The organism is Natrinema gelatinilyticum (assembly GCF_024266705.1).
Lineage (GTDB): Archaea > Halobacteriota > Halobacteria > Halobacteriales > Natrialbaceae > Natrinema > Natrinema gelatinilyticum.
The window spans coordinates 3,005,466-3,025,303 of record NZ_CP100756.1; the positions used below are offsets into that span (position 1 = coordinate 3,005,466).

Annotated in this window: 21 protein-coding genes; 13 read left to right on the forward strand and 8 right to left on the reverse strand. The window is 62.2% G+C overall.

The window, feature by feature from the left end:
- Nucleotides 1-27: 27 nt before the first annotated feature.
- From NJU76_RS14715 to NJU76_RS14730, 4 genes are all read left to right on the forward strand, one after another.
- Nucleotides 28-213: a hypothetical protein gene (locus tag NJU76_RS14715; protein WP_254529968.1), complete on the forward strand. Its 186-nt coding sequence runs from the start codon at nt 28-30 to the stop codon at nt 211-213.
- Nucleotides 214-315: 102 nt separating this feature from the next.
- The gene (locus tag NJU76_RS14720; RefSeq protein WP_254529970.1) at nt 316-636 is read left to right on the forward strand and encodes a hypothetical protein; all 321 of its coding nucleotides are present in this window, start codon (nt 316-318) and stop codon (nt 634-636) included.
- A gap of 273 nt (nt 637-909) precedes the next feature.
- Nucleotides 910-1,542 carry a GAP family protein gene (locus NJU76_RS14725; RefSeq protein WP_254529972.1) on the forward strand — a complete coding sequence of 211 codons (633 nt, stop codon included), beginning with the start codon at nt 910-912 and terminating at the stop codon, nt 1,540-1,542.
- Between the two features lie 192 nt (nt 1,543-1,734).
- A complete protein-coding gene (locus NJU76_RS14730; RefSeq protein ID WP_254532592.1) occupies nt 1,735-1,920 on the forward strand; it encodes a hypothetical protein in 186 nt (61 codons plus the stop codon).
- Between the two features lie 521 nt (nt 1,921-2,441).
- Here NJU76_RS14730 and NJU76_RS14735 read toward each other — a convergent pair.
- From NJU76_RS14735 to NJU76_RS14745, 3 genes are all read right to left on the reverse strand, one after another.
- A complete protein-coding gene (locus NJU76_RS14735; protein WP_254529974.1) occupies nt 2,442-4,184 on the reverse strand; it encodes a cation:proton antiporter in 1,743 nt (580 codons plus the stop codon).
- A 231-nt stretch (nt 4,185-4,415) separates the two neighbouring features.
- A complete protein-coding gene (locus NJU76_RS14740) occupies nt 4,416-4,610 on the reverse strand; it encodes a hypothetical protein (protein WP_254529976.1) in 195 nt (64 codons plus the stop codon).
- Nucleotides 4,611-5,020: 410 nt separating this feature from the next.
- The gene (locus NJU76_RS14745; RefSeq protein WP_254529978.1) at nt 5,021-6,178 is read right to left on the reverse strand and encodes a LolA family protein; all 1,158 of its coding nucleotides are present in this window, start codon (nt 6,176-6,178) and stop codon (nt 5,021-5,023) included.
- 102 nt (nt 6,179-6,280) lie between these two features.
- Here NJU76_RS14745 and NJU76_RS14750 point away from each other — a divergent pair, with 102 nt between their 5' ends.
- Entirely contained in the window at nt 6,281-7,468 is a 1,188-nt protein-coding gene (locus NJU76_RS14750) for a M24 family metallopeptidase (protein WP_254529980.1), read from the forward strand.
- Nucleotides 7,469-7,501: 33 nt separating this feature from the next.
- Here NJU76_RS14750 and NJU76_RS14755 read toward each other — a convergent pair whose 3' ends face one another.
- The 3 genes from NJU76_RS14755 to NJU76_RS14765 all read right to left on the reverse strand — a co-directional run bounded on the left by NJU76_RS14755 (nt 7,502) and on the right by NJU76_RS14765 (nt 9,211).
- Nucleotides 7,502-8,518 (reverse strand): aldo/keto reductase, encoded by a 1,017-nt coding sequence (locus tag NJU76_RS14755; protein WP_254529982.1) that lies wholly within the window; start codon nt 8,516-8,518, stop codon nt 7,502-7,504.
- A 61-nt stretch (nt 8,519-8,579) separates the two neighbouring features.
- Nucleotides 8,580-8,969 (reverse strand): PIN domain-containing protein, encoded by a 390-nt coding sequence (locus NJU76_RS14760; RefSeq protein ID WP_254529984.1) that lies wholly within the window; start codon nt 8,967-8,969, stop codon nt 8,580-8,582.
- On the reverse strand, nt 8,966-9,211 hold the full coding sequence (locus NJU76_RS14765) for an antitoxin VapB family protein (RefSeq protein WP_254529986.1): 246 nt from the start codon (nt 9,209-9,211) through the stop codon (nt 8,966-8,968). The genes NJU76_RS14760 and NJU76_RS14765 overlap by 4 nt, the downstream gene beginning before the upstream one ends.
- Before the next feature lie 143 nt (nt 9,212-9,354).
- On the opposite strand from NJU76_RS14765, the gene NJU76_RS14770 reads away from it, so the two are divergent.
- Nucleotides 9,355-10,983, forward strand: coding sequence for a potassium channel family protein (locus NJU76_RS14770; RefSeq protein ID WP_254529988.1), 1,629 nt, complete (start codon nt 9,355-9,357; stop codon nt 10,981-10,983).
- Here NJU76_RS14770 and NJU76_RS14775 read toward each other — a convergent pair whose 3' ends face one another.
- Entirely contained in the window at nt 10,984-11,937 is a 954-nt protein-coding gene (locus NJU76_RS14775) for a TIGR03557 family F420-dependent LLM class oxidoreductase (RefSeq protein ID WP_254529990.1), read from the reverse strand. It lies immediately after the preceding gene.
- Nucleotides 11,938-12,178: 241 nt separating this feature from the next.
- Between NJU76_RS14775 and NJU76_RS26575 the strand changes: the two genes are divergently transcribed.
- Complete coding sequence (locus NJU76_RS26575) at nt 12,179-12,313, forward strand: hypothetical protein (protein WP_256566072.1); 135 nt, start codon at nt 12,179-12,181, stop codon at nt 12,311-12,313.
- Nucleotides 12,314-12,475: 162 nt separating this feature from the next.
- Complete coding sequence (locus tag NJU76_RS14780) at nt 12,476-13,756, forward strand: YncE family protein (RefSeq protein ID WP_254529992.1); 1,281 nt, start codon at nt 12,476-12,478, stop codon at nt 13,754-13,756.
- Nucleotides 13,757-13,893: 137 nt separating this feature from the next.
- Here NJU76_RS14780 and NJU76_RS14785 read toward each other — a convergent pair whose 3' ends face one another.
- On the reverse strand, nt 13,894-14,136 hold the full coding sequence (locus NJU76_RS14785) for a hypothetical protein (RefSeq protein ID WP_254529994.1): 243 nt from the start codon (nt 14,134-14,136) through the stop codon (nt 13,894-13,896).
- A 41-nt stretch (nt 14,137-14,177) separates the two neighbouring features.
- Here NJU76_RS14785 and NJU76_RS26580 point away from each other — a divergent pair, with 41 nt between their 5' ends.
- From NJU76_RS26580 to NJU76_RS14805, 5 genes are all read left to right on the forward strand, one after another.
- Complete coding sequence (locus tag NJU76_RS26580) at nt 14,178-14,312, forward strand: hypothetical protein (protein ID WP_256566073.1); 135 nt, start codon at nt 14,178-14,180, stop codon at nt 14,310-14,312.
- An 11-nt stretch (nt 14,313-14,323) separates the two neighbouring features.
- A complete protein-coding gene (locus NJU76_RS14790) occupies nt 14,324-15,313 on the forward strand; it encodes an ABC transporter ATP-binding protein (protein WP_254529996.1) in 990 nt (329 codons plus the stop codon).
- A complete protein-coding gene (locus tag NJU76_RS14795; protein WP_254529998.1) occupies nt 15,310-16,083 on the forward strand; it encodes an ABC transporter permease in 774 nt (257 codons plus the stop codon). The genes NJU76_RS14790 and NJU76_RS14795 overlap by 4 nt, the downstream gene beginning before the upstream one ends.
- Nucleotides 16,084-16,193: 110 nt before the next feature.
- Entirely contained in the window at nt 16,194-17,561 is a 1,368-nt protein-coding gene (gene truD / locus NJU76_RS14800; protein ID WP_254530000.1) for a tRNA pseudouridine(13) synthase TruD, read from the forward strand.
- A 504-nt stretch (nt 17,562-18,065) separates the two neighbouring features.
- Nucleotides 18,066-19,799: a carbamoyltransferase family protein gene (locus NJU76_RS14805; protein WP_254530002.1), complete on the forward strand. Its 1,734-nt coding sequence runs from the start codon at nt 18,066-18,068 to the stop codon at nt 19,797-19,799.
- Nucleotides 19,800-19,838 lie beyond the last annotated feature (39 nt).

A 19,838-nucleotide genomic window follows, 5' to 3' on the forward strand; every position in this document is an offset into this window, starting at 1 on the left:
ACTCACTTCGTCGGTGAGTTCTTCGTCGTGCTGGTGATCATCGGACTGACCCTCCGGTACCTGCCGTCACAACCGAGCGACGAGCGCATCTGGTTAGATACCGATGGAACAATCCTGGGGATCGTTGGAATCATCGGCGGATCGCTGCTCGCCGGGTACTACGGCTGGATCCGCCAACTTCGGCCGCTCGTTATAACTGGAAGGCTGATTTAGCCGCTCGGTATCACCATCCTCACGGCGTTCGTCCACGGGGAACTCCGGCAGGAGCGGGCCGGCCAACCGACGCTGATTCCGCCAATCGTCCTGCGGAACCGAATGATCACTGCCGGCATCTCGACGTTCGCCAGCCAGTTGCTGATCCTGTCCGGGTTCGTATGTTTACGGTCCCGGTGTTTCTCCAGTCAGCCTTGTGGTTCTCGGCGTTCCACGCTCGCCGTGGCGGTGGGATCGACCGGCTGGCGGCGGTACGTCGCCCAGAAACGCCTCATTCAAGTCGGTCTCGTGCCCATCGGGGCCGGTCTACTGGTTTTAACCCAACGAACCGCACCAGATCTTACCATCATCGAGATGATCCTGCCGATGACAATCATCGGCGTCGCTCTCGAAAGTTCCGCCGGCAGTCATATGATAATTTAACAGAATGTTATTGTCAGCAAGACGTTCGTCGAACGCTCCTGCGACGCTCTCTCTCTCTCTTTCGGGATTGTTGTTCAGCGACATGACGAAACCGAAGTAAATAGAGTACTTGTGAGAAATAGGATGTTTATTCATGTAACCTCAACACCACTAATTACCTTTGCCGACTTACCTCTCTTGAGAGAGAACTGTGATGATGTTGCACAAGATATTCATCTCCGAAAGTGGAGGTGTCGGCCGACAGAACAAATCAGATCAGATCGAGCACGAGCCATGAGCCTCTTGCAGGTTCTCCCGTTGGTCATGGTGATGATTACAGGTCCACAGATACTCTCCCCCATCTTCCTCGCCACGAGCGAAAAGTGGCGGACGAACTCGATAGCATACGTCTTCGGTGCGTCCCTCTCCATCAGTCTCATCGTCATCATCGCGTATTTCATCGGGAATAGCCTCAGTGGTAGTGGCAGCCTGCTCGGTGCGAGCGCACAGGAGCTACTCTATCTCGTCGTCCTTGTTCTCCTCCTCTATGCAGCGGTGGGGACCTATCGGACACGGAATGTGTCAGATCCACCAGCGTGGATGGGCAAGCTGACCACGGCGACGCCACGGTTCTCGTTTCGACTGGGGTTCCTCCTGTTGGGCTTTTTCCCAACCGACATCGTCACCTCGGTGAGCGTCGGAACCTACCTCGCGGCGAATGGCGATCCGGTCGCGGACGCAGCAGGGTTCGTCCTACTTACGCTCTTCATCCTGGCGCTTCCGTCGCTCAGCGTGTTCGCACTGGGCAAACGAGCCGAAGCCGCACTCCCAAAGATTCGTGACTGGATGGACGAGAACTCATGGATCATCTCCGAAGCGGTGATTGTGCTCTTCGTCATCATGACGCTGCAGAATCTCCTCGGATGAGACATCTACAAATAAGCAAGGCGAGTGCCTCGGGGTCAAACCCCGAGGCAGTTCACAATCTATGAGTCAGAGCCTCACAAACCAGGAAGAAACCCGAAAATGACAAGCGAAGTCGTCTTCGAACGCCACTCGTGTTCTTCGAGTGGCCTGAGAACACCTACTGTGCTCAACTGATAAAGGGACACAACGAGTATGTTCGATACAGAGATGGCGTCCAGTACCGATTCCTCGGCGACGGTCGGTGAAGAAGTCTGCCGACTATACGAGCGGTATCAGTCGGTCGAGAGTGACGAGGAACGCCACGAGATTGCCCTCGAGATGGGGACGCTTGACGGACACCGTCACGCCGATATCTACGCTGCACTCGAGGACGAGTAATTCGACAGGGTTTCTCAGCACCTCCTTAGCCATCGACGGAACACTAGCAACATCAAAGCCGCCGACGAAGTAGCCGCTTGAGGAGCGTCCGAGAGTGGAAGATATCGCGGTCTACTCCGTCGAGGTCGCGTGATCCCCCTACCAGCGCCTTCCTGCCCGTCTCTCGGGAGCGTTCGGACCTTCAGTTGAGTACGCCCTTCCTACTTCTAAGGCCTGTACCAATCAATTCGCAGCTCCACTGGTTGGCTAGTTCGGGACGGATCGTTTGAAATATGTCAGTTCACTCAATTCATCTTCTCAGCCTCGTTTAGATACCTGAATTCATGGGTTAGAGTGCTCAAATTGTCGAGATTCCGTACCAACACTTATCAGCCAAGCTGCGTGTCGTGCGGTTGTACGGTAGACGCGATTCACGAGACTGATCCGGTATTCCGTCCGATTGCAGCGGTAGCCCGCGATGGCCAGCGAGACGAACACCACGGTCGCGAGGAGATACCGACGAGTGATACATGTTCCCGCGGTTACCGATCTTCGGATCCTGTGCCATCGTCCGGTCGTGATGTACCCGTTTGGATCTTCGCAATGCCATCGTCGAGGGGAACTCCCTCGAGTTCTTGACGCCAGTACGGGGTAAAGTCGGTCGGCGTCGGTTCGGTTACGGTCCACTCGTCGGTCAGAACGTGGTCGAGTTTCGCTTTGACGTCGTCCAGCAAGCGGTCACCCACGTCTCCGCTTATATCCCCGCGCTGTATCGCCTCGTTGATGGCCCGGTGTTCCGCCACGAGAATGCGCCGGGTTCCGAGTCGTTCCTCGTGGCGACGGACGTCGGGATACCGGTCGAGCAACGACTCGAGGGCGGCTTCGAGCTCCGCGCGTTCGCGTCTGTAGACCGCGGTGACGTCCTCGAAGACGCTCTCCGAAATCTCGTCGCCTTCGCGGAGTCGCTCTGCAGTGTCGAGGGCTGCGTCGACGCCGTGAAGGCGACCGACGAGCGACTCGTAGAGTTCCTGGGGCGGCGTTCGCTGACCGATCTCGAAACGGTCGAGAAGTCTGCCCATCGTCGAGCCATTGACCAGAAGCGTGAACGCGGCGACACCGATGACCATCGCAGAGAGTTGTGCCACGAGGGGGTCTGAAATCGCCCCCGTTTCGGAGACGCCCAGGATCAGCGCGATGGAGACGGAGGCGTGAATGCCGCTCCACGTCAATACGTGCTGGTAGGACCGCGGAATCGAGTCGACGAGCCATCGATTGAGCAGTTCGACCAGGGGGTAGATGACGACGGCGCGCGCGAAAAATACGAGAACGATCGCCGCGAGGACGTGCCCAACGGACTCGACCTGGAGAGCGATCGGTGTGACGATGCCGATGGCGACGAAGATGATGGTGTTCGCGATGACGGCCGCGTATTCCCAGACGTTCTCGAGGGTGAAGTGCGACGTCGGGGGCAGCTCCGTGGCCCCGCTGGGCGAGGCGAGGAAGATTCCGGCAGTCAGCGTTCCGATGACGCCGCTGCTGCCGAGAACGTCGAGGAAGACGTAGACGCCGTATGCGAGACCCACCGAGACGACGATCGTGGTCAGACTGTCGTCCGCAAAGGCGATGAGTTCGGTGGCGATGTATCCGGCTACAGCACCGACGAGTGCGCCGCCGACCACCGCGACGGTGATACCGATTCCGACGTCCCATAGGAACCGGCCGTGCGTGTACATCTCTCCGAGTGCGACGCCCGCGGATTCCGCCTCGAGGATGATAGCGAGAACCGACGAGTAGACCACGATCGAAACGCCGTCGTTCAGGAGGCTCTCGCCCTCGACGAGGATCGCGAGGCGCTCGGGGGCGCCGATGTCGTCGAACGTGGCGAGCACCGAAACGGGGTCGGTCGGCATGATGATGACGCCGAACAGGATCGCGATCACCAGCGGGAACCCGAACAGAAACCGACTCACGACGGCGACGATGGCGATCGAGACGAGGAGTCCCGGGACGGCGAGGGCGAGAATGGGGACGAGATTCTCGCGGAACCCTCGAGGGTCGATGTTGACCGCTTCGTTGAAAATGAGGATCGGCAGTAAGACGAGCAAGATGAAATCGGACGTGAGTTCGACGTCGACCGGAGAGCCGACGACGGAAATGAGCAATCCCGTGACGATGAGACCGGTCGTGTACTGTATGCGCTCACGTCTCGCACTGACGACCCCGACAACGGTGGCGATGGCGAGGAGATAGAGGAGGGTTATTAACTGGTCCTCGATGCCGACCATAGGCGCTGTTCGGCAGTTAGTCAAATAAACACCCTCTCCAAAATAGTGGTTCAGATTCCTTCCATCCGTGAATTTCACGGCAATTGTATATAGATCTCGAGTGATATTTTTCTGAGAGATGCACCGAAGATCGAAGGGGCAGCAACGTGGCTGCGCAGAGAATTCGTCCGCGTCGCCCGGTCAGCCTCAGACGGTATTCCGGAGGGTGTTCGGTGAACCGCAGAGGATGATCTACTCCTCCTCTCGCTCGTTCCGACGCCTGCGCTGTGCGATGATTTGATCGGGCGTCACCGAACAGCCACAGGGACCGACGGTACCGGTCTCGGGACCGGTGGTCGTAATTCTGGTCACCAACCGGCCACAGCACGGACAGTCTGGGAGCGACGACGATCTATCGCCGTCATCTGGGCCTCGATCGCTACTCATACCGACCCCCTATACACGGTCTGTTTCACTCCTGATCCTGGACCAAAAGCTAGTCTCGTCTTGCGATTTCGATGATGTGCGGGACGTTTATATCCCGTTGGAATGAACGTAAGCATGGCTCCTGGACCCTCGCGGGTTTGGAAGCCAAGTCTCGGGTGCTGTATCCACCCGGGGCGTTTGAGCGATGCCCCCTCGCTTCTGGAGACTGGCTTCCGTTTTACCCAATGGTCTTTTATGACTTATAACTACTGTTAAATTTGGAAAATTTACGACAGAGATAGATAGTCGAAACCAATCAAATCGCCAGCGGAAAGGGCCGAGAACGACTGACAGGCTCGTCCCGATGACAGTTCGCGAATCCGATGTTCGAACCGGCACATCGCTCGAGTCAAAATCCCGAACCCGACGCACTACGAACAGCCGATCGACGACGCGATCTCGAGCAGCGGGGAATCGTCGACGAGGCTCGAGACTTCGTAGCTCAGGTCGTCGCAGGTCCAGAAGATGCTCCGAATTCGGCCGTCGCGTCGGTAGGCCGTCTGCCCGTCGAATTCGATCTGCTCGAGCACGTCGGGATTGAACCGCTGTTGTTGTCGAACGGCAACGTAGAGTTCTTTCGCGATCACGTTCGGATCGTTGTACCAGAGCGTCGCGATGGTGCCGCCGTACTTCGGCTTCTGTTCGATCACCGTAACTCGATCGAGGACGTACGCGTCCGGCACGTCCGGGTCGGGCAGGTCGTAGGGGAGAATTTCTTCCGCGCCGGTCAGCGACTCGAAGACTCCTTCGGGCTCGGACCCGTCGGTGACGACGGTCGCACCCTCCGGCGGTTCGTACGTGAACGTTCCCGACTGTATCCCCTGATCGATCGAGAGATCCTCGTACGTGACGATCAGTTCGTGGAGCGTCTCGCCGTCCTTGGCGACTACGTTGCGCTCTTTGATCGGATATCGGTACTCGTCGTCGATCCAGATCGTCCGGGAAACGTCCACCGTCTCGGGATCGCCGGTCACTCGCAACGGGACGACGAAGGTCGTTTCGCCGACGACGAGATTGATCGTCGGCCCGACGTCTTCCGCCGGCGGTTTCGTCTCGATAACGTGTGTATCGCGCCCGTTTACGGTCTCCTGGCCCTCGTACCCGAGTTCGTGATTCGACCGAAGGTCCTCGAGGACGAGTCGGACCCCGTCAGTGTCGACCTTGTTCGGGTGATACTGTTTGTCAACCGTTTCGGTCTTCGGGTTGTACTCCCACGTCGTCGCACGGTTCGTCACGGTGACCGAACCGGCGGGGGTGTCGGGATCAGTCGACTCGACTACCTCGATGCGCTGTTTGGCCGGCGGGGCCCGTGCGAGACGCTCGACTCTTTCGACCGACCCATCGGGAGCGTCGACCTGCATGGTTCGACGGGCCGTCAGGTCGTGCATGTGACGGCGCGTCTCGATCGCGGACTCGAGGAGTTCGTCACTCGTCGGCTGCTCGCCGTTCGTGTCGTCGCTGTCAGGGGTGGTTGCACAGCCGGGGAATGCAACTGCCGCCCCGATCGCTACTATCTGCCGGCGATTCATACGTGTGAGAGTCCTAACTTAATTCATAAATGTGTTGGTCTGAATCGACAGCCGGCGACACGGAACCCTGGGATTATGTAGCCACCCGATAGATACCTTCGCATGAACGTGGACGTTGATCTCACTCCCCTTCGCGAGTACCTCTCGGAAACCGGCCTAGACGGGTACCTGATCGACGACGACGCGTCGGACGCCGACCAGCGGTACGTCTCCGGGTTCAGCGCTCCCGATCCCTACCAGACGCTAGTAACCGCTTCGGAGGTCCACGTGCTCGTCTCGGGTCTCGAGTACGGCCGCGCGAAATCGGAGGCGAACGCCGACTCGGTCTCCCGACGTGCGGACTACGAGTACCAGCGGCTGGTAGCAGAGCACGGCCAGTACGAGGGGAAAATACGGACTCTGGCGGCGTTTTGTCGGGAACACGAGGTCTCGTCGATCGCCGTTCCGCGAAACTTCCCAACGGGAACCGCGGACGGACTCCGGGAACGCGGTCTCGAGGTGACGGTCGAACCCGACGGGATCGTGACTGACGTCCGCGCGAAGAAAACTGACTGGGAGGTCGAGCAGATTCGAGCGACCCAGCGGGCCAACGAAGCGGCGATGGCGCGAGCCGAGGAACTGATCGCGACCGCCGACATCGACGACGGCGTCCTCGTTCGCGACGGGACGCCACTTACCAGCGAGCGCGTCACGGAGGAAATCGAGATCACCCTGCTGCGACACGGCTGCGGGCTCGACGAAACCATCGTCGCCTGTGGGGCCGACGGCGCCGATCCCCACGACAGGGGCAGCGGGCCGCTCGAGTCAGGCGAGTTGATCGTGATCGACATTTTCCCGCGGGACAAGGACACGGGCTACTTCGCGGACATGACCCGGACGTTCGCCCGCGGCGACCCCGGTGAGGAGGCTCGGCGGCGCTACGATGTCACGCTCGCGGCCTACGAGGCCGCACTCGAGACCGTTCGGGCCGGCGTCACGGGTGCCGACGTCCACGACGCCGCCTGCGACGTAATCGAAGACGCGGGCTACGCGACGATCCGGAGCGATCCGAACGCCGAGACGGGATTCATTCACAGCACCGGCCACGGCGTCGGCCTCGACATCCACGAGCAGCCGAGCGTCTCGCCGTCTGGCGGCGGTCTCGAACCGGGTCACGTGATCTCGATCGAACCCGGCATCTACGACCCCGCGGTCGGCGGCGTCCGCATCGAGGACCTCGTGGTCGTCACCGCGGACGGATACGAGAACCTGACCGACTATCGGATCGGGCTCGAGCCGACCGCCGACTGAATCGCTCCGCCGCGAGCCCACCGTGACCTCGAGTTAGCGATAGCCGCCGCCGGCCCCGCCGCGAGCCTCGTCGATGCGCTCGAACTGGTCGTCGTCGAGGTCAACCTCGACCGCGCCGACGTTCTCCGCGAGTTGCTCGGGCGTCCGCGCGCCGACGATCGGGACGCACGTAAAGCGTTCTTGTGCCATCAGCCACTGCAGTGACACCTGCGCCGGAGTGGCGTCGACCTCGTCTGCGACCGACTCCACCGCCTCGAGGACGTTCCAGGCGGTCTCACTCGTGTATCGGTCCTCGAAGAGGTCAGTGAGGGTGCCGCGGGAGCCGTCGGGCGCAATCACGGTCCCATCTTCCGCGCGTTCGTATTTTCCGGTGAGGAAGCCGCCAGCGAGCGGCGAGTACGGACAGACGGCGATATCCTGGTCGGCACAGACTTCGAGATAACCGGCGACGGCGTCCGTGTCGGCCGCGTTGAACATCGGCTGGGTGACGTCGAAACGTTCGAGCCCCTCGACATCGCTTTCCCACAGCGCCTTCGTGAGTTTCCAGGCCGCCATGCTCGAGGCGCCGAGGTAGTGGACTTTTCCCTCGCGGACGAGCTCCGTGAGCGTCCGGAGCGTCTCCCGAATCGGCGTGTCATCGTCCCAGCGGTGGATGTAGTAGAGGTCGAGGTAGTCGGTTCCGAGGCGATCGAGAGTGCCCTCGACCTGGGCGCGGATGTGCTTCCGGCCGAGGCCGGAGTCGTTGGGCCCCGGTTCACCCCGGCCGTCGAAGGGGAAGTAGACCTTCGAGGCAATGACGAGGTCCTCGCGATGGTGGTCGCGATCCGCGAACCACTCTCCGATCCAGCGCTCGCTCGTGCCGTCCGGATCGCCATAGACGTTCGCCGTGTCGATGAAGTTGATGCCGGCGTCCCATGCCTCGTCGAGCAATGCTCGAGCCTCCTCGCGGTTCGTTTCGACGGTCCCGCCACTTTCCTTTCCGAAGCGCCAGGTTCCGAAGCAGAGTTTCGAGACGGTCGTCCCCGTGTTTCCGAGCGTCGTATACTCCATGGAGTCGGATTCAGCGGCGAGGATCAAAACAAGTCGGGAAGCGGCGATCGGTTCGTTGCAGTCAGTACGTACGTATCTCGAGGCCGTCGACTCGTTCGAAGTGATCGAGGTTGTCGGTCACGACCGGGACGTCGTTGACGAGTGCGGTCGCAGCGATCATCACGTCTGCGTCGTCGATCGGGGCATCGTTTTGCCGCAGCGTCGCGTTGATTTCACCAGCAGTCGTGGCGCACTCTCTGTCGAACGGTAGTTCCCGAACGTCACCGAGCAGATTCTTCACGACGCCCCGCTCACGGTCGGACGAGTCCGCGAGGTGAATCCCTTCCCAGAGTTCCATCACGGTGACCGGACTCACCTGCGCCGTGCCGCCCTCGTCGATCGACCTGACCGCGTCTTGCACCGTCTCCTCCCCGCGTAGCACGTCGACGAGAAACGAGGTGTCGAGAATCATTCGAGCGCGTCCGCGATCCGTTCGACTCGGTCACGCGATTCGTTCGTCCGCTCGGTCCGCCGTCGCGAGACGATCCCTTCCAGTTCGTCCGCCGTGTCTTCCCGTAACGCCCCGTAGTACTCCTCGAGCGTCGCACCCTCCGTCAACCGACGAACGACGTCGCTGAAGCTCTCGTTCTCGCGCTTCTCTGCCCGGAGTCGTTCGTACGCATCGTCCGCCAGTGAGATCGTTTTGGTCCCCATGTCTGTGTATGTGTACGTACACAGTGTGTAAAATCTATCGCACTGGTGAATCCCTGACGTGCCGAACCGAACGAGGAGCCGACACCGATACAGCCGTTACGGCTTCCCGAAGTTACTAAGCCCTCTGCAGTCACGTACCGGTGATGAACAACTGGTGGCGGCGAATCGTCCTCTCGCTGGTCGGGGTTCTCAGTCTGGTTCTCGTGTACGCGAAACTCTACCAGAGGGGGATGGCCGCGTTCGAGGGAGAAAACAAAACGTACGTGGAATCGATCCAGACCGTAGTCGAGACCCTGACCACGGTCGGATTCGGCGGGGATGCACCGTGGGACAGCACCGTGATGAACATCTTTGTGATCGGCATGATCCTCACGGGCGTTTCACTCGTCTTCCTCGCCTTGCCGCTCATCGTCGTTCCTCTGTTTCGGGAGGCCCTCGAGGATCGGCCGCCGGAGACGACCGACCTCTCCGACCACGTCGTAATCTGCTCGTACACGCCGCGGTCGGACGTCCTCGCAGAGGAACTCGAGGCGGCGAACGTGCCGTACGTGTTCGTCGACGACGACCCCGAACTCGTCGTCGATCTCAGTCGGGAGGGCACCGACGCGATATACGGCGAACTCGACCAGGAGGAGACGCTTCGCGCGGCGAACGCCGCCGAGGCCCACGCACTCGTCACCGACGTCGACGACGAGACCAACGCGATAGTGATCCTCACCGCGCGCGAACTCTCGAGCGACCTCAGGATCGTCAGCGTCGCCGAAAACGAGGACGTCGCGAGCTATCACCGGTACGCCGGTGCCGACGAGATCGTTCGTCCGCGGCGGGTGCTCGGCCAGAGCCTCGCGCGAAAGGCGACGACGACCGTCTCGGCCGAACTCCGCGACACGATCGAGGTCAGCGAGGAGCTCGCGGTGACCGAACTGCTCGTCCAGGAGCAAAGCGACCTGGTCGGCCAGACGATACCCGAGTCTGGTATTCGAGATCGGATGGGGATCACCGTCATCGGCGCATGGTTCAACGGCGAGTTCGTCCCCGTTCCCGGTCCTGACCACCGAGTCGACGGGAACACGATTTTGCTCGTCGCGGGCCGGCGCGACGACCTCTCGGAACTGAAAACGCGGACCGTGTCGACCTTGCGACATCGTCGTGATCGGGTTGTCGTCGGCGGGTACGGCGCCGTCGGCCGAACGGCAGTAGAAACCCTCGCAGACGACGGCGTCACAACCTGCGTCATCGATCACGAGGAGATGCCGGGTGTCGATATCGTCGGGGACGTCACCACCGAGAACGATCTCGAGTCCGCCGCCGTCGACGATTCTCGGTCGATCATTCTCACCCTCGACGACGATGCGACGACGATCTACGCGACACTGATCCTGAAACAGGTGGCACCCAACATCGAAATCATTGCGCGAGCGAACGAGCCGAAGAACATTCCCAAGCTCTACCGGGCTGGGGCGGAGTACGTCCTCTCGTTGTCGACGGTAACCGGTCGGATGCTCGCGTCCGTCCTGATCGAAGACGAGGAGATACTGACGCCGGAGACGCAGTTCGAACTTGTCCGGACGGCCACACCACAGATCGCCGACCGAAGCCTCGGCGACGTCGACCTGCGGGCGCGGACCGGGTGTACAGTCGTCGCGGCCGAACGCGGTGATGAGCTATTGACGGACCTCGGCCCGGAATTTACCGTCCTCGAGGACGACACCCTGATCGTCGCGGGGAGCGACGAGGCGATCAATCGTTTCGTCGCGCTCGCGACCGAGTAGTCAGAACGAGGGCAGGACTTCCTCCGCGTAGAACTCGAGCGCCATATCCTGATCGGGCCCGATCTGGTGGAAGTAGACGTGGTCGTAGCCGGCGTCGAGCGCGTTCTCGATACTGTCGATGTGGGCCTGCGGATCGGGATCGGTGGTCGTTCCCGACTCGGCGATATCTTCCCGATCGACCATCTGGGCGGCCTGCTTGAAGTGGGCCGGGGTCGACAGCTCCTGGCCGAGTTCGCCCGGGATCGACCCGTTCGGCCACTGCTCGTAGACGGTGTCGATCGCTTCGTCCTCGGTTTCGGCGTAGCAGCCGTGTAGTTGCGTGAACGTCGGTCCGTCGCCGCCAGCCTCTTCGTACGCCTCGACCGGCTCTTCTCTCGGCCCGGAGCACCAGAGGCCGTCGGCGTGATCGGCCGTCCACTGGGCGGTCTGGGTCCCGAACGCGCTGGCGATCGTCGTCGGCTGCTCGTCGGGCACGGTGAACAGTTGCGCGTTCTCGATCGTATAGTGCTCGCCGTGGTGGCTCGTCGTCTTGCCCGTCCACAGTTTCCGCATTGCGTTCATCGCCTCCTCCAGTTTCTCGAGGCGGACGTCGTGTTCGGGCCAGCGTTCGCCCGTGACGTGTTCGTTCAGGTTCTCTCCCGTGCCGACGCCGAACGTGAACCGGTCGCCGAGCATCTCGTCCACGGTGGCGACCGCGTGGGCGACGTTGACCGGATGGATCCGGGTCGTCGGACAGGTGACGCCGGTGCCGACCTCAATCTCGTCTGTCGCTTCCGCGATTCCACCCAGCGTGGACCAGACGAACGGCGACTCGCCCTGCGCAGAAATCCACGGATGGAAGTGGTCCGAGATGGAGACGAAATCGAAGCCCACGTCTTCGGCGCTGCGGGCGATATCGACGAGTTCCGTCGGACCGAACTCTTCGCTCGAGAGGGTGTATCCGAGTTTTGGCATTCCCGATTTGGTAGCACTGACCGGCGGGTAACGGTTGAGCCTGCGAGGGCAGCCTTGCACACGACCCGGATCGGTCCACCGACGACCACGCCACCGGCGTTCCGGACGAGAAGATGGAACGTGTCATGGTCGACGGCGGACTACTGTACGTCATTGCCGGTGCAACCGCGGCCGTCCTGCAGGTGCACCGGTACACTGGTACAGCAGACCGTAGACACGAGGGCCAGCGTCGGAACGGGGCGTGGCCCTGCAGGTCGTCGACGTCTACGACCACAGCGTGACGTTCAGGCTGGGCGAACGCGACCGCTACTACCCACGACCTGACCTCCAACAGTGGACCGGCCCCCGGCTGACCCGGTCCGCGGACGGTCGCTGACGCTCGGCTCGACGTTCACGGACTGTCCGCCGCCGGAGTGGTGCGGCCGGTCGCTCGAGCCGTCCGAGCCCTTAATCCGTCGAGTATACCAGGAGGTCGAGCTAAGGCGGTGGGCTCGGATGGTGTCCAGCACGGTAATCTCCAGGAGGACGGACGACACCAATGAGCGATCCCGATCGGACGGCGTTCCAGTGGGCGAGCGGTCAGGACGAATCGAATCGAGCGACCGACACCGCCGGCGACACAGGGAGTGGACCCGGACCGTCCCGGCGGGCGTTACTGCGGAGCGGCGTCGCCGTCGGGACGGTCGCCGCGCTCAGTGCGGTTCCGGGCATGCCCGCCGGGGCCCGGACCGCGACACGGACCGTGATGTTCACCGGGTGTGCGAAGGACGGGGCGGTCACCCTGGTCGACGCGGACACCTTCGAACACATCCGATCGATCGACGTCTACCCCGACCAGGACAAGGAGGACGCACTGAACGACGCGGTCGACCAGGTCGAGCCCGTGCTCTTGAACACCCTCGTCCGGGACAACTATCTCGAACACGCCAACGTCTCGCCGGACGGGCGGACGCTGTACGCCGCCCGAGGCCACGTCGGTGACGTCATCGCCGTTGACATCGAAACGGGCGAGAAGCTGTGGGAGACGGAGCTCGAGGGGTTCCGCGCCGACCACCAGCTCATCTCGTCCGACGGCGACTACCTCTACACCTCCGACCTCACGATGGATCAGATCGACAAAATCGACACCGAGACGGGGGCCATCGTGGCCCGGGGGATGGTACGGGACCTGCCCCACGGCATCCACTACCACCGGATCCCGACCTTGGGCTCGGGGGAGGTGTTGATCAACGGTAGTCTCGGGAACATGCTGTTCCCGGACGCGACGACCGGCGACCCCCTCGAACACCAGCTCACGTTCATGGATCCCGAGTCGATGCAGGTCCTGCGGACCATGGACTTCGAGAACGGGGTGCGGCCGATGGCAGTCACCCACGACGGTCGGAAGATCTACGTCCAGGTCTCGTATTTCCACGGGTTCCACGAGTACGACTCCGTCGAGGACCGGATCACCCGCACGAAACACCTGCCCAAGACCGAGCACGTCCCGGAGGACGAGCGCGACTACCCCGCCCAGTCCGCCCACCACGGGATCGGGCTCTCCGGCGACGGGAAGTACATCTGCGTCGCGGCGACCACCGGCTGGTACGTCGCCATCGTGCGCCGGCGCGATCTCGAACTGGTCGAGACGATCCCAGTCGGGGAGTACCCCTACTGGGTCCAGACGACCCCCGATGGCGTGCACGCATTCGTCCCCGTCCGGAGAGATAACGAGGTCTCGGTCATCAGCTACGCGGACCAGGAGGAGGTTGCACGGATCCCGACGGGCAGCCACCCCCACGTGGTCGAGTCCGAGGACGTGCCCGAAGCGATCCTCTGATCGACCGTCCACCGTGGACCGGGTGCCGAGAACAACTCGCCCGACGGCGAGCGGCGACTGCGGTCCCACCAGTGGCGCCGCGCTACCGGCTCCCAGTTGTCCGACCCGCTCGGGGCCCGGGAGCGCCGACCAAAGCTTTAAATTTTCCGATGTTTATCGTTTCCCGCTGGCCACACCATCGTCGACCCACCGCTTTCGGCCAGCACCCCACCCGTGGCGGGCGGTGTCGCTTCCATCGCCCCCGCCGCTCCCATCGCTCTCTCACCACCAGCGGCGCCGACGAACTCGTCGATCCCCGGAGTCCGCGGCGGTCCTGGGGTCCGAGGTCGAGAGGGGTTGCTCGCCGAGCGGATGATCTGATACGGACTACTGTACGTCATTACCGGTGCAATCGCAGGACGGTCGCGGTTTCACCGGTACATTGGTACAACAGACCGTAGACACGAGGGCCAGCCCCGTTCCGACGCTGGCCCTCGTGAGCGTCGGCGACGTCGTCAGGGACCGCGGCTGGTCGATCGTTACTCTCGAAATCGAACTCCTTACCCGCACTCCCTGAAAATCACCTGTATGGCAGCCGCAATCGTCGCGACCGACCTCGAGAAGACCTACGGCGAGACGGTCGCGCTGGCGGGGGCCTCGCTCTCGGTCGAGCGAGGTGAGGTCTTCGCGCTGATCGGCCCGAACGGAGCCGGCAAGACGACGCTCGTGCGTGCACTGACAGGAACGACCGATCCGGACGGCGGTTCTGCACAGATCTTCGGCGAGTCACCGACGGCCGTCGATCGTGACCGGATCGGTGTTCTCCCGCAGGAGTTTTCGCCGCCGGGGAGGCTCAGTGCCCGTGAACTCCTGGCCTATTACGCGGGACTCTACGACGACGCTCGCGATTCCGACGACGTGCTCGCTGCCGTCGGTCTCGTCGACGCCGGCGGGACCTGGTACAGGGACCTCTCCGGGGGCCAACAGCGCCGTGTCTGCGTCGGGTCCGCACTGGTCAACGACCCCGATCTGCTCTTCCTCGACGAGCCGACGACCGGTATCGACCCCGCCGGCCGACGCACTGTCTGGCGACTGATCGAGGAACTCGCTGACGGCGGGACGACCGTCGTCCTGACGACGCACGATATGGCGGAAGCTGAGCGACTGGCCGACCGCGTCGGCCTGCTCGCCGACGGACGCCTCGTCGCGCAGGGGTCGCCCGAGGAACTCGTCCGCGAACACGGCGGCTCGAGCCGACTGACGATCGAAACGGCGGCCTCCCTCGAAGCGTTCGCCGATCTCGGATATCTGGTCGAACGTCCGGAACGCGACCGGGGTCGGAACCCGGAGAACGCTGTCGTCGTCCGCGACATCGAGCCCGTCGAAATTGGGGTCGTCGTCGACTACCTCGAGGCCCACACCCTCGAATACACCGAGCTCTCGTGGTCCGAACCCGACCTCGAAGACGTGTATCTCACACTGGCTGACGCCGCGGAACGCGAGCGGACCGACCGGCTCGAGGGTGGGGACGGCGGAGTCGATGAGGGAACGCTCACGCAGACGGGTGAGACCGCGTGAGTCGATTTGGACGCGTGCGTGCGGAGACCAGCGCGGGGTGGCGGTCGTTCGTCCGCCGACGGACCGCGGTATTTTTTACCTTTTTCTTCCCGGTGATCCTGATCGTTATTTTCGGAGCACTGGTCCGAACGGACCCGACCGGAGAGGGGCTGTTTACGGAGCCACCTGCCTTCTACGTGCCGGGCTATCTCGCCGTGGTCGTTCTCTTCACACCCCTGTCTCGGATGGGCAGCGAAGTCGCGCGCCACCGGGAGGGCAGCCGATTCGAGAAGCTCGCGACGACGCCGCTGTCCCGCGCGGAGTGGCTGCTCGCCCAGACCGCCGTCAACGCCGTCATCATCGGGCTCGCGAGCCTGCTCATTCTCGGTCTCGTGGTCGTCCTGACCGGGGCGGAAATCACCGTCTCACTGCTGCTTATACCGTACGTACTGGTGGGCGTCGTCTGCTTCTGCGGCGTCGGCGCGATGCTCGGCAGCTACACTGATTCGCAGGACGGTGCGGTCGCGGCGAGCAACGCGATTGGACTCCCGCTCCTCTTTCTCTCCGAGACGTTCATCTCACTCGAGCAACTCCCCGGCTGGTTCGGCCCGCTGGTGAACCTCTCGCCGCTCACCTATTTCGCCCGCGGCGTCCGGGCTGCGACGTTCCCTGGCGCAGAGCCGGCCGAAATCGCGGGGATCGATGCCGTCGTCGCGAACCTCGTGATTCTGGCCGTCGTGGCCCTCTTCGCCTTCGCGCTGGGTGCACGGTCGATTCCGCGGACGGATTGACGGCGACGATTCTCCGGTTCAGCCGCTGTCGCCGTTTCGACGGAGTACTGGCGGGCCTTCTCGAGAACGAACCGATTTAGGTTCGCCTCCCGAATCTCCCGGCAACCAGTATGCGCCCAGCCCACCCAACCGAGCAAGCCGTCGGCATGGAATACTACGTCAGCGATACCGAGGGCGTCGGCGGCCACCTGCGCGAGCAGGACGACCACTTTCGGGTGCGCGAACTCGAACGCTTCGACACCGAACCGCTCGATGCGTCGGCGGACGCCTATCCGCATCTCGTCTTCCGTGCGACACTCCGCGGGTGGGACACGAACGACTTCGCCGCACGGCTCTCGGACGCGCTCGGAATGTCCCGGGAACGGATCGATTGGGCCGGCACGAAGGACAAGTACGCCGTGACGACACAGCTGTTTTCGGTCTATGGGGCCGATCCCGAAGACCTGCCTGACATATCGGGGGTCGACGTGACGGTACTCGGCCGCGCTGGCCGGGGTCTCGAGTTCGGCGACCTCGCAGGGAACGAGTTCGAACTCGTGGTCAGCGATCCTATGCGGCCGGACAATGCGACGGCGATCTCTGACGAACTGCGAACGTTCGGTGGGCTCGATCCAGCGGCTCGTGGTGACGCGGATGGTGGGTCTGCGGTCTCGATCGGCGTCCCCAATTTCTTCGGCCAGCAGCGCTTCGGTAGCCGCCGACCGGTGACACACGAGGTCGGCCTCGCGATTGCTCGCGGCGACTGGGAGGGAGCGGTGATGACGTACCTCGGGAACCCGACTGAAGCCGAACCGGAGCGAACGCGGGAAGCCCGGGCCTTCGTCGAAGAAACTCGGGACTGGCAGGAAGCGCTCGAGCGCGTTCCCCATCGACTCCGGTACGAGCGCTCGATGATCCACGCACTCGCCGAGAGCGACGGCGAACCCGGTCCCGACGAGTTCCGCACGGCCCTCGAACGCGTCCCCTCGAACCTCCAGCGGTTGTTCGTCCACGCCGTCCAGTCCTACGCATTCAATCTAATGCTGAGTGAACGCGTCGAACGGGGGCTGCCGTTCGATCGTCCCGTCGCCGGAGACGTGGCCTGCTTTTCTGATACCAACGCTCCGGACGCGCTCGAACTACCCAACACGGAGCGGCTCCAGCGCGTCGACGAGCGTCGGGTTACGTCCGTCACCCGCCACTGCGAGCGAGGTCGGGCGTTCGTCACCGCACCGTTAGTCGGCACCGAAACCGAGCTCGCCGACGGCGAACAGGGGGTGATCGAGCGATCGGTCCTCGACGAACTCGACCTCGAGCCTGCCGACTTCGACCTGCCCGGCACATTCCACTCGACCGGGACGCGTCGCGCGATTCTCGTTCGGACAGACCTCCACCTCGAGACTGATCCGCTCACCTTCGAGTTCGCGCTACCGAAGGGTTCGTACGCGACGGTCGTCTGCCGGGAATACCTGAAGGTCGATCCGGTTTCCCTCAGCTGAACGTGGTTCTGTTCGTTTCCGACGGATTTTCCGACGATACCGGCGATGCCGTCCCAGTCGAATTCTCTGGCGGGCGATACGCGAGCATGCAGTTTTGCGATTTATGTAATTCCGTGAAAAGTAACACACGATTATCCACAGTATCTCTGTTGATGATTGCCAGTAAACACTATCGACCTCGAGACTCGAATTCCACCCAATTACGTGTTACTGGCCGCAGAACCGGGTTTCTCGAGCATGCGGTGGCGAATCTGCATCCACCCGCTCGTGGAACCGTCTCGGTCCGCAGATGGTCGCACCGTACCAATCAGACGGCTAGATTCAACATCTTCGATGGCTGTAGCGTAGGTTCTTCCGAGGCGGCGGCCCGTCAGTTTCGATTGGAACGCTGCCCCTCGGCCAGCAACGGGGATGGTGACCAAATGGACCGACCGCCGTGCGAATTATCGATGTGATATGCCAGTCTAACGAAACTTACTTAATAGCAGATAGACTTTCTAATATATGGCCTATATCCTTTCATTTAAGCCAGCGATCGGGCTCTACGGGCAACACGACCCGAGTGCCGCTCTCTTCGCCGACGGGAATCTTCGATTTGCAATCGAAGAAGAACGGCTGACCCGTGACAAACACGCCCCAGACACCTTTCCTGAGAAAGCGATACGGGCCTGTCTCGAGAGCGAGGGAATCGAACTCACGGACCTCCAAAAGATCGTGTTGCCGTACGATCCTCGACTCAGAACGAAAATCCTCGGTCATTATCTGGGCAATACGGTCCCGAATGACGGCACGCTTCGGACCGTATCGCACCTGTTCAACGTGGCCAAAGATCAGCTCGTTTCTCGATTCCTGCCGACCCGGCAGGTCGAATCGCGACTCGAACGAATCGGGACGCCGCTCCCGCCCATCGAATGTCGGTCGCACCACGCCTGTCACGCGGTCAGCGCGTTCCACCCGTCGTCGTTCGACGAAGCCCTCGTACTGACCGTCGACGCGAAGGGGGAATACGATTCGACCGTCATCTGGCACGCGACTGCCGACGGTCTCTCTCGTCTCCGAACCTACGACCATCCGAACAGCTGGGGACTGTTCTACGCGGCAATCACTGAATATCTCGGGTATCGGATGTTCAACGGCGAGGGGAAAGTGATGGGACTCGCTCCCTACGGCGAGGACGATCCGGACATCGAGCGTCGTCTCAGAGACGAAATCGAAACTGGGGTCGATTACGACGTCACGTCGCTTACCGGTCGATGGGGGACGGATCACGGGGTTCGAACGCTCGAGGACATGTTCGATCGACCGCGGTCGACCACCACCGACGAGTTCGACCAGTTCGAAAAGAACCTCGCCCACACCACACAGAAACTGCTCGAGGAATCGGTCACCGCCATCGTCGACGAGTACATCGACCGCGTCGAAACCGGGAACGTTGGGCTCGCAGGGGGTGTCGTCCTCAACTGTAAGCTCAACAAAGCCGTCATGGAGCACCCGTCAGTTGACGACCTGTTCGTCCAGCCGGTCGCCCACGACGCCGGACTCGCGCTCGGCGGGGGCTGGATCGACCAGCGTCCGGATCAGGTCGAGCCGCTGACGAACGTGTATCTGGGCCCCAAGTACGACACCGAACAGATTCGATCGCTGCTCGAGACGAACAAAGTGGAATATGCCGAGCCGTCGGATCTCGAACGAGTCGTCGCCGAATTACTTGCCGACGGGGCGCTGGTCGGCTGGTTCCAGGGGCGACTCGAACTGGGCCCTCGAGCGCTCGGCAATCGAAGCATTCTCGCGGACCCGCGAACCGATGCGTCCCGTGACCGAGTCAACGAGTTCGTCAAACACCGTGAGGGGTGGCGTCCGTTCGCGCCGTCGATGATCGAATCGGCGGCCGACGAGTACCTGGAAAACGCAACCGAATCGCCGTATATGATCAACACGTTCGACGTTTCACCGGAGCGCCGTGACGACGTGAGCGCGGTTCTCCACCCCGCAGATAACACCACGCGCCCCCAGACCGTTGGCAGAGAACAGAACCCGCGATATTACCAGTTGCTCCGGGAGTTCGAGGACATTACCGACGTTCCCGTTCTCCTCAACACCTCGTTTAACGATCACGGAGAACCGATCGTTAACACTCCGGTAGAGGCGCTCAAAGATTTCTACGGGATGGGTCTCGACGTCCTCGTCCTCGAGGACCTCCTCGTCACGAAAGACGACTCGCTGTCGGCCAATCCCTGATACGGTCTGCTGTACCGATGTACCAGTGCACTCGCAGGA